The sequence below is a fragment of the Microbacterium sp. NPDC076768 genome (assembly GCF_040687205.1).
Taxonomy (GTDB): domain Bacteria; phylum Actinomycetota; class Actinomycetes; order Actinomycetales; family Microbacteriaceae; genus Microbacterium.
Window position 1 is genome coordinate 210,307 of record NZ_JBFBMU010000002.1, and the last position, 13,659, is coordinate 223,965.

General features: G+C 61.8%; 10 protein-coding genes. 9 read left to right on the forward strand and 1 reads right to left on the reverse strand.

All coding sequences use genetic code 11. The features are described 5' to 3' along the window. Positions 1 to 45: 45 nt before the first annotated feature. The 8 genes from AB0O87_RS07425 (at position 46) to AB0O87_RS07460 (ending at position 10,637) form a co-directional block, all read left to right on the forward strand. Entirely contained in the window at positions 46 to 1,230 is a 1,185-nt protein-coding gene (locus tag AB0O87_RS07425; RefSeq protein ID WP_363513514.1) for a glycine cleavage system aminomethyltransferase GcvT, read from the forward strand. Continuing rightward, positions 1,227 to 1,706 carry a glycine cleavage system protein GcvH gene (gene gcvH / locus AB0O87_RS07430; protein WP_363513517.1) on the forward strand — a complete coding sequence of 160 codons (480 nt, stop codon included), beginning with the start codon at positions 1,227 to 1,229 and terminating at the stop codon, positions 1,704 to 1,706. Before AB0O87_RS07425 ends, gcvH begins: the two co-directional genes overlap by 4 nt. Continuing rightward, positions 1,648 to 4,632: an aminomethyl-transferring glycine dehydrogenase gene (gene gcvP, locus AB0O87_RS07435; protein ID WP_363513520.1), complete on the forward strand. Its 2,985-nt coding sequence runs from the start codon at positions 1,648 to 1,650 to the stop codon at positions 4,630 to 4,632. Before gcvH ends, gcvP begins: the two co-directional genes overlap by 59 nt. Positions 4,633 to 4,804: 172 nt before the next feature. Further along, positions 4,805 to 6,433 carry an ABC transporter substrate-binding protein gene (locus AB0O87_RS07440; protein WP_363513523.1) on the forward strand — a complete coding sequence of 543 codons (1,629 nt, stop codon included), beginning with the start codon at positions 4,805 to 4,807 and terminating at the stop codon, positions 6,431 to 6,433. A gap of 98 nt (positions 6,434 to 6,531) precedes the next feature. Next, the gene (locus AB0O87_RS07445; RefSeq protein ID WP_363513526.1) at positions 6,532 to 7,458 is read left to right on the forward strand and encodes an ABC transporter permease; all 927 of its coding nucleotides are present in this window, start codon (positions 6,532 to 6,534) and stop codon (positions 7,456 to 7,458) included. Further along, positions 7,451 to 8,395, forward strand: a complete 945-nt coding sequence (locus AB0O87_RS07450; RefSeq protein ID WP_363513529.1) for an ABC transporter permease — start codon at positions 7,451 to 7,453, stop codon at positions 8,393 to 8,395. Before AB0O87_RS07445 ends, AB0O87_RS07450 begins: the two co-directional genes overlap by 8 nt. After that, positions 8,392 to 10,065, forward strand: coding sequence for an ABC transporter ATP-binding protein (locus tag AB0O87_RS07455; protein WP_363513532.1), 1,674 nt, complete (start codon positions 8,392 to 8,394; stop codon positions 10,063 to 10,065). Before AB0O87_RS07450 ends, AB0O87_RS07455 begins: the two co-directional genes overlap by 4 nt. Positions 10,066 to 10,067: 2 nt before the next feature. Continuing rightward, positions 10,068 to 10,637, forward strand: a complete 570-nt coding sequence (locus tag AB0O87_RS07460) for a PH domain-containing protein (RefSeq protein ID WP_363513535.1) — start codon at positions 10,068 to 10,070, stop codon at positions 10,635 to 10,637. 13 nt (positions 10,638 to 10,650) lie between these two features. On the opposite strand, the gene AB0O87_RS07465 is transcribed toward AB0O87_RS07460, so the two are convergent. After that, the gene (locus AB0O87_RS07465) at positions 10,651 to 11,490 is read right to left on the reverse strand and encodes a type II CAAX endopeptidase family protein (RefSeq protein WP_363513538.1); all 840 of its coding nucleotides are present in this window, start codon (positions 11,488 to 11,490) and stop codon (positions 10,651 to 10,653) included. Positions 11,491 to 11,559: 69 nt separating this feature from the next. Here AB0O87_RS07465 and typA point away from each other — a divergent pair, with 69 nt between their 5' ends. Then, positions 11,560 to 13,473 carry a translational GTPase TypA gene (gene typA / locus AB0O87_RS07470; RefSeq protein WP_363513541.1) on the forward strand — a complete coding sequence of 638 codons (1,914 nt, stop codon included), beginning with the start codon at positions 11,560 to 11,562 and terminating at the stop codon, positions 13,471 to 13,473. Positions 13,474 to 13,659 lie beyond the last annotated feature (186 nt).

Genomic DNA, 13,659 nt, shown 5'->3' on the forward strand with positions numbered 1-13,659 from the left:
AGCGGCGGCGTCGCCGTTCCACCCGACCAGGCCCGGGAGAACTCCATGTCCGACACTCGCTATACCCCGCTACGCGATCGCCACGATGCACTCGGCGCGACGTTCACCGACTTCGGTGGCTGGCAGATGCCGGTGCGCTATACCTCCGACCTGGCCGAGCACCACGCAGTGCGCCAGTCGGCCGGTCTCTTCGACATCTCGCACATGGCTGAGTTCCTGGTCACAGGAGTGCATGCCGCCGACTTCCTCGACTTCGCGCTCGCTGGACGCATTTCCTCGATGCCGGTCGGCAAAGCGAAGTACTCGCTCGTCCTGGCAGACGACGGTGGAATCATCGACGATGTCATCGTCTACCGGCTCGCTGAGGACCGCTACCTGGTGATTGCCAACGCAGGCAACAGAGGCTTTGTCGATGGAGCCTTCGCTTCGAGGGTGCGCGAATTTCCCTCGATCCTTGAGCGCACGCTTCCGGCGAGAACCGAAGGCGAGGAGCGCAGCTTCGCGGGATTCCTCGGCGATCGCGGCGTCGATGTCGAAGACGTATCCGACTCGTACGCGCTCCTTGCAGTGCAGGGACCGACCGCTGCCGCGATTGTCGCCGCAACCGAGGGGATCACCGATCTCAGCGCGCCGTGGGCAGATCAGAAGTACTACGCGTGGGCCGACGCTGCCTTCCTCGGCGAACCACTTCTCATCGCCCGCACCGGATACACAGGTGAAGACGGATTCGAGCTCCTCGTGCGTGCAGAAGACGCATGCGCCCTGTGGGATGCGGTGTCGGCGGCAGGGGAAAGCCACGGCCTCGTCCCCGCTGGCCTCGCCGCGCGCGACACCCTGCGTCTCGAGGCAGGGATGCCCCTCTACGGACACGAGCTCAGCCGCGAGACGAAGCCATCGCAAGCTGGACTCGGCCGCGTCGTGGCCGCAGACAAAGAACTCTTCGTCGGCAAAAATGCCGCACCCGCCTCGACAGACGCTCCGGTGCTGGTCGGCCTCGTTGCCGAAGGCAAGCGCGCTGGTCGAGCAGGCTACGCGGTGGTCGCCGAAGACGGCACAGAACTTGGCGAGATCACCAGCGGCGCATTGAGCCCCACCCTGGGCCATCCGATTGCCATGGCCTACGTGCACCCCTCTTCCGCTGAGGCGGGAACCGCAGTATTCCTTGATGTGCGGGGCACCAAAATCCCCGCAACCGTGACCCCCCTGCCTTTCTACCGGAGGACAAAATGACCGATCTAGCTGCACTCAAGTACACCGAAGAGCACGAGTGGATCGCTGGCGATCCTTCGACAGGCTCAGGAACCGAATCTGCGGGCTCAGGAGCCGAATCTGCGGGCTCAGGAACCGAATCTGCGGGCTCAGGAGCCGAATCTGCAGGCTCAGGAACCGAGACGGTGACGGTGGGCATCACCGACTACGCCGCAGAAAAGCTCGGCGATGTGGTGTTCGTTGAGCTCCCCGCCGTGGGCACCGAGGTAGCCGCTGGTGCCGTCGTCGGCGAGATCGAATCGACCAAGTCGGTCGGTGAACTCTACGCTCCGGTCTCTGGAACAGTCGTCGAGATCAATGACGCAGCCGTGGACGACCCCTCGCTCGTTAACGCCGAACCTTTCGGCCAAGGCTGGCTGCTCAAAATCTCCGTCGCCGATGGTGCTTTGGACGGATTGCTCGACCGCGACGCCTACGTCGCACTCACGGAGGGCTGATCCGCCTGTGGTCACTTTCGCCGATCGTCACATTGGACTCACTGATGCTGCGCATCACACGATGCTGGAAGCTCTAGGCTTCGACACTACGCAACCTGCCGAGGCGCTAACCGCTATCGAGACGCTGATGCGTCAAGCAGTTCCGGCGTCAATCTTCACGGGGCCGTCGGCGAAGTCGGAGGCGCAGCAGGCAAGCGCCGATGCACTTTCGCACATTCCGGCTGCCGCGAGTGAGACCGAAGCGCTTGCCGAACTGCGCGCGCTCGCTGCGCGCAACATCGTCAACCGCCCGATGATCGGCCTGGGCTACTACGGCACCATCACTCCGCAGGTGATTCAGCGCAATGTGCTGGAAAACCCGTCCTGGTACACCGCGTACACGCCGTACCAGCCGGAGATCTCGCAGGGGCGTCTGGAAGCTCTCATCAACTTCCAGACGATGGTGGCTGAGCTCACCGGGTTGACCACCGCCAACGCTTCGATGCTCGATGAGTCCACCGCCGTGGTGGAAGGCATGCTGCTCGCGCGCCGTGCATCGAAGTCGGGATCAAACGTGTTTGCGATCGACGCAGACGCGCTCCCGCAGACCATAGCAATGCTCGCCACGCGGGCCGAAGCACTGGGGATCGCCCTTGTTTCCGTCGACTTCGCTGCGGGAGAAGAACTTCCTGCCGAACTCTTCGGCGCCTTTGTGCAGTATCCAGGCGCGTCAGGCAGGATCTGGGATCCGTCTGCGGTCTTTGATGCTGTGCACACCGCTGGTGGCCTCGCCGTGGCCGCCGCGGATCTGCTCGCCCTGACAATGATCGCGTCGCCTGGTTCTCTGGGGGCAGATGTGGCGGTCGGAACCACGCAGCGATTCGGAGTGCCGATGGGCTTCGGCGGCCCGCACGCCGGTTACATGGCTGTGCGTGCGGGGTTGGAGCGTCAGCTCCCCGGACGGCTCGTCGGGGTGTCAGTGGATGCCGAAGGTAAGCCCGCCTATCGCCTCTCGCTGCAGACGCGCGAGCAGCACATCCGTCGGGAGAAGGCGACGTCGAACATTTGCACTGCGCAGGTTTTGCTTGCCGTGATGGCCTCGATGTATGCGGTCTATCACGGCCCGGATGGGCTGCGCGCAATCGCGTCGGAAGCCGCGTCTAAGGCGACGCTTCTTCGCAACTGGCTCACGGAGGCCGGCGCGGAGGTCGTGCACGACTCCTTCTTTGACACGCTCACTGTGCGGGTCCCTGGCCGCGCTGCCGAGTGCGCCGCCACGGCCCGAGAGACGCACGGCCTTTTACTGCGCGTCGTGGACGGCGACACCATCGGTGTTTCGGTCGATGAGACGACGACAGTGACCGAGCTGCATCAGGTGGCTATGGTCTTCGGTGGCGCAGAGGAGCGTGTCTTCGGTTTCACTGATGGGTTCAACGCTCTGCCGCACGAATTGCTGCGTCAAGACGACTATCTGACGCACCCAGTGTTCCACTCACACAGGTCAGAGACCGCCATGATGCGGTACCTGAAGAGCCTGGCTGACCGCGACTACGCGTTGGACCGTGGCATGATTCCGCTGGGATCCTGCACCATGAAGCTCAATGCGGCCACAGAAATGGCAGCCATCACCTGGCCGGAATTTGCCGGTATCCACCCGTTCGCCCCTGCCTCTGATGTGCAGGGGTACCTCGCCCTGATCGAACAGCTCGAAGGGTGGCTCGCAGAGGTTACCGGTTACGACGCGGTGTCGTTGCAACCGAACGCTGGCTCCCAGGGTGAGTTGGCCGGACTCCTGGCGATCCGCGGGTACCACCACGCCAACGGCGATGCGCATCGCACGGTGTGCCTCATCCCGTCATCTGCTCATGGCACGAACGCAGCATCCGCTGTCCTTGCCGGTATGAAGGTCGTTGTGGTGGCGACAGATGAACTCGGCAACGTCGACCTGGGTGACCTCCGAGCGAAGATTGCGCAGCACGCTGACGATCTTGCTGCGCTGATGATCACCTACCCGTCGACGCACGGTGTGTATGAGGAACAGGTTGTCGAAATCACGGGCGCGGTCCATGACGCTGGCGGCCAGGTGTACGTCGACGGGGCAAACCTTAACGCCCTCCTCGGTTACGCGCGGTTCGGCGACCTGGGCGGCGATGTTTCGCACCTGAACCTGCACAAAACCTTCGCCATTCCGCACGGTGGCGGTGGTCCGGGCGTCGGTCCCGTTGCGGCGAAGGCTCACTTGGCTGAGTTCCTGCCCTCGCACCCCATGGCGCAGAGTGCCGAGCACTTTGGTGGATACACCTTCAAGGGGGGCGTGATCTCTGCTGCACCGTATGGGTCTGCCGGAATCTTGCCGATCTCGTGGGCCTACGTACGCATGATGGGGGCAGATGGATTGCGTCGAGCGACCGCCGCCGCTGTCCTGTCGGCGAACTACATTGCCGAGCGGCTTCGCCCGCACTTCCCCGTGTTGTACACCGGGGAGAATGGCCGCGTGGCACATGAGTGCATCGTCGACCTTCGCCCGCTGAAGGAGGCCACTGGCATCACAGTAGATGACGTCGCCAAGCGCCTCATCGACTACGGCTTCCATGCGCCGACGATGTCTTTCCCCGTCGCTGGCACGCTGATGGTCGAGCCGACAGAGTCGGAGGACCTCGGTGAGATTGATCGCTTCGTCGAAGCAATGGTCATGATCAAGGCCGAGGCAGATGCCGTGGCCGCCGGACGATGGCCTGCGGAAGATAATCCGCTCGTGCGTGCACCGCATACCGCGGCAGCGTTGATCGCGGGGGAGTGGGACCACGCATACTCACGTGAAGAAGCGGCGTACCCGGTACCTGCGCTCATCACGGGAAAGTACTGGCCACCAGTGCGGCGAATCGATCAGGCATACGGCGACCGCAACCTGGTGTGCGCCTGCCCGCCGATTGAGGCTTTCGCCTGAGTCGCGCTGCGACTGCGTCACCGAGTGTTTCACTGTTGTTACGGATGGTCACCACTCAGTAACAGTTCGTTAGCTGAGGTGGGTGGTGACCAGGGGGCGGGTTACGCTCAGATATCCCTGCGCGGTCCATGGCGATCACGCAGAACCCCAATTGTCCACAGGAGGACACATAGTGAAGCGCAACAAAATCGCCCTTGCGGGCACCGCGTTGTTCGCGATTGGCGCTCTGGCGCTCGCGGGCTGCGCGAGCGGCGGCGGCGACAACTCGAGCGGTGGCGGCGACGCTAACGCAGATGCCATCATCACGACCAACGGATCCGAGCCGGAAAACCCGCTCATCCCCACCAACACCAATGAGGTTGGTGGCGGCAAGATCCTCGATGAGATCTTCGCCGGTCTGATCTACTACGACGCCGAGGGCGCGCCGGTCAACGACATGGCCGAAGAGATCACGACAGAGGACCCGCAGAACCTCACCGTGAAGCTCAAGGAAGGCCAGACCTTCACCGATGGCGAAGAGGTCACAGCAGACAACTTCATCAACGCGTGGAACGAGGGCGCCAAGGCCTCGAACGGTCACCTTTCGAGCTACTTCTTCGAAGACATCGAAGGCTTCAGCTACGAGGAAGACTCCGAGCTCACCGGTCTCGAGATGGTGGACGACTACACATTCACCATCGCGCTGAACAAGCCGGCTTCCGACTTCGCTCTGCGTCTCGGCTATTCCGCGTTCTACCCGCTGCCCGACGTGGCGTTCGAAGACATGGATGCCTTCGGCCAGTACCCGATCGGTAACGGTCCGTACATGATCGACGGCGAAGAGGCATGGCAGCACGATGTGCAGATCGACCTCGTGCGCAACGATGACTACGAAGGTGGCCGTCAGGCAGCCAACGGTGGTCTGACGATCAAGTTCTACGCGACGCAGGAATCGGCATACGCTGACCTCCAGTCGAACGAGGTTGACGTTATCGACGCGATCCCGACCAACGCACTCGCTGTTTTCGAAGACGAGTTCGGTGACCGCGCGGTCAACCAGCCGTCTGCCGTCTTCCAGTCGTTCACCATCGGCCAGTACCTCCCGCACTTCAGCGGTGAAGAGGGCCAGCTGCGTCGTCAGGCGCTGTCGATGGCAATCAACCGCGAAGAAATCACCGAGACGATCTTCTCGGGCTCGCGCACCCCTGCAGCAGACTTCACTTCGCCGGTTATCGCCGGTTGGTCTGACTCGGTTCCCGGCAGCGAGGTTCTTGAGTTCAACCCGGAGAAGGCAGTGGAGCTGTGGGCTGAGGCCGACGCTATCTCTCCGTGGGAGGGCGACTTCAAGATCGCTTACAACGCCGATGGTGGCCACAACGCGTGGGTCGATGCAGTCAGCAACAGCATCAAGAACACGCTCGGCATCGAGGCGTCCGGTGACCCGTACCCGACGTTCCAGGACCTTCGTACCAAGGTGAACGACCGTACGATCACCACCGCGTCGCGTTCGGGATGGCAGGCCGACTACCCGGGTCTGTACAACTTCCTCGGACCGCTCTACGCAACTGGCGCAGGATCCAACGATGGTGACTACTCGAACGCAGAGTTTGACGACCTCATCAAGGCCGGCATCAGCAACCCTGACGCCGACGCTCAGATCGAAGACTTCAGCAAGGCTCAGGAGGTTCTGCTTCAGGACCTCCCCGCCATCCCGCTGTGGTACTCGAACGTGACCGGTGGCTTCAGTGAAGACGTCGAGAACGTAACGTTCGGCTGGAACTCCGTTCCGCTGTACTACGAGATCACTAAGGCCGGCGAGTAAGTCTGACGGCACTTCACCCGTAAGGCGGTGACGATTCTTCGTCACCGCCTTACGGGCTGTGTTCGTTACGCTTTCTTTCCTCGACGAAGGGTCAGCGGATGCTCGGTTACATTCTGAGACGTCTTCTGCAGGTGATCCCGGTCTTCTTCGGAGCCACCCTGCTCATTTACTTTCTCGTGTTCGCCATGCCAGGCGATCCGATTCTCGCGCTGTTCGGCGACAAGACGCCGAACCCGGCAGTGCTGGAACAGCTGCGAGAGGAGTACCACCTGAACGATCCGTTCATCGTGCAGTACTGGTACTACATCACCGGTGTTCTTCAAGGAGACCTTGGCGAAACCTACTCGGGCCGAACCGTTTCTTCGGTACTCGCCGCTACTCTCCCGGTGACGGGCAGATTGGCCGTCATGGCCATCGCGATTGAGTTCACATTGGCCATCATCATCGGCACCGTCTCGGCGCTGCGCAAGGGCAAGCTGTTCGACAACATCTCGTTGGTGGTCGCGCTCGTCGCGATTGCCGTGCCGATCTTTGTCTTGGCGTTCCTCGCGCAGTACTTCCTCGCTGTCAAACTTGAGTGGTTCCAGCCCAATGTCGGCTCGAATAATGGATGGAACGGGCTCTGGCTCCCCGCGATCGTGCTGGGCTTTAGCCTGTATGCGGTCAGCATGCGGCTGATGCGCAGCTCTGTCCTTGACACGTTGAATCAGGATTGGGTGCGCACGGCCTACAGCAAGGGCCTCTCGCGTAATCGCGTGATCCCCGTGCACGTGCTACGCAACTCCCTGATCCCCGTGATTACAAACTCGGCCACGAACTTCGGAGTGCTGCTTGTCGGCGCAACTGTCACAGAAGGTATCTTCAACGTGCCAGGTGTCGGTAATACCCTTTTTGAGGCTATTCGTCGGGGTGAAGGACCCACCGTGGTTTCTTTCGTGACGGTGTTCGTGATCTTGTACGTGCTCGTGAACCTTTTCATCGACCTGCTTTACGGTCTGCTCGACCCGAGGATTCGCTATGCCTGATCCCTCTTCTCAGAATCATTTTGTTGCGCCAGTCGACACGCAGTCGATCGCTGTCGACGCCGTGCGCGTGGCAGAGAAACCCAGTAACTTGTGGCGGGATGCATGGCGGGACCTTCGTCGCCGCCCGCTGTTCTGGTTCTCGATCGCGCTGGCACTCGTTTTCCTGGCGATGTCGCTGTGGCCAACGCTTTTCACCTCGACAGCCCCGAACTCTGGGTGCTATCTCTCGAACAGCAACGGTGGACCCACTGAGGGGCATCCCCTCGGTTTCACCTTTCAAGGATGTGACATCTACGCGCGAATCGTTTGGGGGGCTCGGACCTCACTCGCTGTCGGCCTCATCGCTACGGTGATCGCGTCGATTCTCGGGCTCATCATGGGAGCAATCGCTGGTTTCTACGGCGGATGGCTCGACTCGGTGCTTTCCCGCATCGGGGACATCTTCTTCGCCATTCCGTACATTCTTGCTGCGGTGGTCGTGATGACCGTGTTCAAGGACTCGCGCTCGGTGTGGACCCTCGCGTTCGCTATCGGTGGCTTTGCCTGGGCATCAACGGCCAGAGTCGTGCGAGCTGAGGTGCTGCGCGTGCGTCAAGCTGACTTTGTGATGGCCTCGCAGGCTCTTGGTCAGTCCAACTTCAAGATCCTGATGAACCATGTTGTGCCGAACGCGCTCGCGCCGTTGCTGGTGGTTTCTACACTGGGGCTCGCGGCGGCGATTGTGGCGGAAGCGACGCTTTCGTTCCTCGGGGTCGGATTGGGAAGCGACACAATGTCATGGGGTCTCGATATATCCCAGGCGGAGAACTCCTTGCGTGTTGCCCCGATGGCTCTGATCTATCCGTCGATCGCACTCACCCTCGCGGTGCTGGCTTTCGTAACTTTGGGCGAGCTCATCCGAGACGCCCTTGACCCGAAGGCGAGGGCACGTCGATGAACGAGCGTCCCACCGCACAGGAGCCTGTGCTCAGCATCCGCGACCTCACGGTCGCCTTCCGCACGCAGGAGGGCCTTCGTGAGGTCCTGCACGGGATCACTTTCGACATCCTTCCGGGTGAGACCGTGGCAATCGTGGGGGAGTCAGGGTCAGGGAAGTCGACGACCGCGTCGGCGATCGTCAACCTGTTACCAGGCACCGGCGAAATTACTGCGGGATCGATCACTCTCGACGGCAAGGAGCTCACCACTCTGCGCCGCCACGAGATTGAAAAGGTCCGCGGACGCGACATTGGTTTCGTTCCACAAGACCCGATGTCCAGCCTCAACCCGGTGTGGAGTATCGGGTTTCAGGTCAAAGAGGCGGTTCGAGCCAACGGCATCGCCAGTGGTCGCAAAGCTGTCGACGAGCGCGCGGTGGAAGTGCTGCAACAGGCAGGGCTCGCAGATGCGGAACGTCGATTGCATCAGTACCCGCACCAGTTCTCTGGTGGTATGCGTCAACGTGCGCTCATCGGGATCGGCCTCGCGGCCAACCCGAAGTTGCTGATCGCTGACGAGCCCACCTCGGCGCTCGATGTCACTGTGCAGCGAGTGATCCTCGATCACATGGCTTCGCTAACTCGTGACAAGGGCACCTCGATGCTGTTGATCACGCACGACCTTGGCCTTGCGGCCGAGCGCGCAGAGAAGATCATCGTCATGAGCGGCGGAAGCATCGTCGAGGCTGGCCCCAGCAGGCAGATTCTGGAGAATCCGCAACACCCGTATACGAAGCGTCTGGTCGGTGCGGCGCCGAGCGTCGCTTCGCAGCGGTTGCAGGCAGTGGTGGAGGATCGCGGCGCCGAAACGCGTCAAGAAGTCTCCTCAACTCAGCCGGCCGTGCGTGTCACTGACCTCACGAAGGACTACAAGATCCGCCAGGGGAACTTCCGTAGCGAAGCCCTGCGTGCGGTGGATAATGTGTCGTTTGAGATTCCGAAGGGGAAGACACTCGCCCTGGTCGGTGAGTCTGGTTCGGGTAAGTCGACGGTCGCCAAGATGGTGCTGAAGCTCGAAGAGCAGACCAGCGGAACGATCGAGATCGATGGGCAAGACGTCTCTGGGCTTTCGCGAGCGCAGTCGTTCGGCCTTCGTCGTCGTATGCAGCCCGTCTTCCAGGACCCGTACGGTTCGCTCGATCCGTTGCGCAACATCGGCGACACGATCTCGGAGCCCCTGCAAATCCACGGAGTGGGCGACAGAGCTTCCAGGCGCGAGCGCGTGGAGGAGCTTCTCGACCAGGTTGCGCTTCCGCGCACCCTGGCGACGCGCTTCCCGAATGAGCTCTCTGGTGGCCAGCGCCAGCGTGTGGCTATTGCGCGGGCACTGGCACTCAAGCCCGACATTGTTGTGCTTGACGAAGCGGTCTCCGCTCTCGACGTGCTGGTGCAAGATCAGGTGCTGAACCTTCTCGGCGACCTGCAGTCCGAGCTTGGTCTGACGTACTTGTTCATCACGCATGACCTTGCCGTCGTGCGTGTTTCGAGTGATCTCGTGTGCGTGATGGAAGCCGGCAAGATCGTCGAGCAGGGCACTGTCGATAGCATCTTCGCCAACCCTCAGCAGGAGTACACAGAGCGGCTGCTTCAGGCCATTCCGGGTGCATCGATTACTCTGGGCGGCCACTGATTGTGACCGATCGGCACAGTCCCGAGGGGGCGCACACCTATCGCGCACCCTCGGGGCTTGTAATTTTGATTCCCAGCGCACTTCTGGCGATCTTCCTGCTCGCCGACACCGTTGTGCGAGGTAGCTGGGGGCAGATGTTCCTCGTTGCGCCGTGGGTGCTATTCGCACTCTGGCTGGTGTATGAAATCAGCTACGTCTCAACGGTCAGGGTGGATGCCCAGGGCGTGCGCGTGCAGAACATGTTGCGGCGCACGAGCTTCGGCTGGAGTCGTGTGCGCGATATCGATCTGCGCTGGCAACTGCAGTTCGCGCTCGATGACGGACGCGATCTCGTCTGCTACGGCGGTCCTGCCCGCGCGCGACCACCCCGCAAGTTTCGCGGCGAGGAGGTCGAGGTGACCGTGCCTACCGGCGTGCGCGCACTTACGGAGCTTCGCGATCGTTGGCAGTCAGCGCCCGTTGACGATGCGCCCATTCGCCGTGAATGGGACCTCTTGGCCATCATCGTTCTCGGCGTGATCGTCGCGTGGGCACTCGGGGCCATCTACGTGGCCCAGGCTGGCGCTTTCTAAAGCGCGCCCGAGGCTATACGGGAAGACCGAACAGTGCTGGCCAGGTGTCGGCCGCCCAGGGGTAGCCGACAAACGCCGTTGCGTCGATCAAGAAGTGTGCCACCAAGAACGGGAATAGGCGTCCGGTGCGCTGGTAGAGCCAGCCGAAGAGCAGTCCCATCGCGAGGTTGCCGATGAATGCCGGATACCCCTGGTAGAGGTGGTAACTCGCACGCAGGATTGATGTGGCGATGATGATGGTCCACGGGCTCCAGCCGAGCTGTTTGAGTCGAGCGAACAAGTACCCGAGCACGACGAACTCTTCTTGGAGTGACGCTCGTGCTGCCGCGAGCAGCAACACGGGTACGGTCCACCAATAGGCATCGAGACCGGCAGGGTCGATCGCAACGGTCAGTCCGAGAGCGCGCCCCGCGAGGTAGAGGCCGAGGCCGGGGATGCCGATCGCCAAGACAAGAAGCACGCCGCGCCCGACGTCGCGTGTGACACGCGTCCCATCAAGGCCGAGCCGTTCCAGGTGGGGCCGTCTCGTTTGCCACAATAAAAAACACACCAACACCACGGGAACGAGTGAGAACCCGATGGACAGTATTTGGTAGGTGAAGTCGAAGATCTCGCGATCACTGCGCGACGGGTTGAGGGTAGCCACCTGCTCGGAGATCGGCGTTTCGTCGGTGAGGCGATACGCCAGCTGCACGAATGCGTACACCGCAGACTGCCCGAGACCGAGCGCGAGGACGATCGATATCTCCCACCAGAGGCGGGCTCGGGAGGGCAGCTTTGGCGTCTCGGAGAACTCTCCCGCTTGCGGCAAATGTGTCACGATCTCGATGCTACGACCTACATTCAGGAACATGTCCTGAGGTTGCGTTATCCTGAAACGTCGGCTTCCCGGCGCAACCCCACACTTTTTTAGGACTCTTGTATGGCGCACGCCCTCCGTTCTGACCTCCGCAACGTCGCAATTGTCGCTCACGTCGACCACGGCAAGACGACTCTCGTCGACGCCATGCTGCGTCAGACGGGCTCTTTCGGTGAACACGCTCACGTCGATGAGCGTGCGATGGACTCCAACGACCTTGAGCGCGAAAAAGGCATCACGATCCTCGCTAAGAACACGGCGATCACCTACAAGGGTGCCCACGCAAACGGCCAGGAGATCACGATCAACGTGATCGACACCCCTGGTCACGCCGACTTTGGTGGCGAGGTCGAGCGCGGCCTGTCCATGGTCGACGGTGTTGTGCTTCTCGTTGACGCGAGTGAGGGGCCGTTGCCTCAGACTCGTTTCGTGTTGCGTAAGGCACTCGAGTCGAAGCTCCCCGTCATCCTGTTGGTCAACAAGACCGACCGTCCCGACGCTCGTATCGCAGAGGTCGAAGAAGAAGCACACGACCTGCTGCTCGGTTTGGCTTCCGATTTGGTCGATGACGTGCCTGACCTCGACGTCGACGCACTGCTTGACGTGCCGGTGGTCTACGCCTCCGGTCGCGCCGGTGCCGCGTCGCAGAATCGTCCCGCCGACGGCTCGCTGCCAGACAACGACGATCTTGAGCCGCTGTTCGAGGCAATCCTCACGCACGTTCCCGCTCCGGCGTACGACGACGAGGCGCCGCTGCAGGCCTGGGTGACAAACCTCGACTCCAGCCCGTTCCTCGGTCGCCTCGCGTTGCTGCGCGTCTTCAACGGCACGCTGAAGAAGGGCCAGACTGTGGCCTGGGTTCGCGCAGACGGAACTCACCAGAACGCGCGCATCACTGAGCTGCTGAAGACCCGCGCCCTCGAGCGCTACCCCGCCGAGTCCGCAGGCCCCGGCGACATTGTCGCTATCGCCGGCTTCGACAACATCACCATCGGTGAGACGATCGCCGACCCGGATGATGTTCGCCCGCTCCGCGCGATCACGGTTGACGACCCCGCCATCTCGATGACGATCGGCACCAACACCTCGCCTCTCATGGGCAAGGTCAAGGGCCACAAGCTCACCGCTCGCATGGTCAAGGACCGTCTCGACAAAGAGCTGATCGGTAACGTTTCGCTCAAGGTTGTCGACATCGGCCGTCCGGACGCGTGGGAAGTTCAGGGCCGTGGCGAGCTGGCTCTTGCGATCCTCGTGGAGAACATGCGCCGCGAAGGCTTCGAGCTCACTGTCGGCAAGCCACAGGTGGTCACCAAGAAGGTCGACGGCAAGACTTACGAGCCGTTCGAGCACCTGACCATCGATACGCCGGAAGAACACCTCGGCGCCATCACGCAGCTGCTTGCTGGCCGTAAGGGCCGCATGGAGAACATGACTAACCACGGCACCGGTTGGGTGCGCATGGAGTTCATCGTTCCGTCACGTGGCCTGATCGGCTTCCGTAGCGAGTTCCTCACCACCACCCGCGGCACCGGCATCGCCAACGCCATCTCCCACGGCTACGAGCCATGGGCTGGTTCGATCTCTACGCGTCAGAACGGCTCGATCGTCGCTGACCGTACGGGCGTCGTTACTCCGTTCGCGATGATCGCACTGCAGGAGCGCATGTCGTTCTTCGTGCAGCCCACGCAAGAGGTTTACGAGGGCATGGTCATCGGCGAGAACTCGCGCGCTGATGACATGGACGTGAACATCACGAAGGAGAAGAAGCTCACCAACATGCGTGCAGCGAGCTCCGACACCTTCGAGTCGATGACGCCGCCGCGCGTGCTGACGCTTGAGGAGAGCCTGGAGTTCGCCCGCGACGACGAATGTGTCGAGGTCACTCCTGAGGTCGTACGCATCCGCAAGGTCAACCTCGACGCGAACACCCGTGCGCGCGAGACGGCCCGCCTGAAGCGTCAAGACGCGAACGTCTAAGTAGTTCTTCGGATCTGATCCGAGAGAGGGCCTCACACCGCCATTTGGCGTGTGTGAGGCCCTCTTCTCATGAAAATCCCAGGTGAGGGATTGTTTTCGTTCAGGTTCGTCGTTCAGACTCGGTGACTTACGCCTGGGATGGCATCCCGATGAGTCTCCCAAGGAGGCGTACGACGACCCGAAAGT

Excerpts from the sequence above, each read along its gene's own strand:
- gcvH (WP_363513517.1), top strand. The coding sequence starts at position 1,227 with ATGACCGATCTAGCTGCACTCAAGTACACCGAAGAGCACGAGTGGATC.
- typA (WP_363513541.1), top strand. The coding sequence starts at position 11,560 with ATGGCGCACGCCCTCCGTTCTGACCTCCGCAACGTCGCAATTGTCGCT.
- AB0O87_RS07425 (WP_363513514.1), top strand. The coding sequence starts at position 46 with ATGTCCGACACTCGCTATACCCCGCTACGCGATCGCCACGATGCACTC.
- AB0O87_RS07455 (WP_363513532.1), top strand. The coding sequence starts at position 8,392 with ATGAACGAGCGTCCCACCGCACAGGAGCCTGTGCTCAGCATCCGCGAC.
- AB0O87_RS07450 (WP_363513529.1), top strand. The coding sequence starts at position 7,451 with ATGCCTGATCCCTCTTCTCAGAATCATTTTGTTGCGCCAGTCGACACG.
- AB0O87_RS07445 (WP_363513526.1), top strand. The coding sequence starts at position 6,532 with ATGCTCGGTTACATTCTGAGACGTCTTCTGCAGGTGATCCCGGTCTTC.
- gcvP (WP_363513520.1), top strand. The coding sequence starts at position 1,648 with ATGGTGCTTTGGACGGATTGCTCGACCGCGACGCCTACGTCGCACTCA.
- AB0O87_RS07465 (WP_363513538.1), bottom strand. The coding sequence starts at position 11,490 with ATGTTCCTGAATGTAGGTCGTAGCATCGAGATCGTGACACATTTGCCG.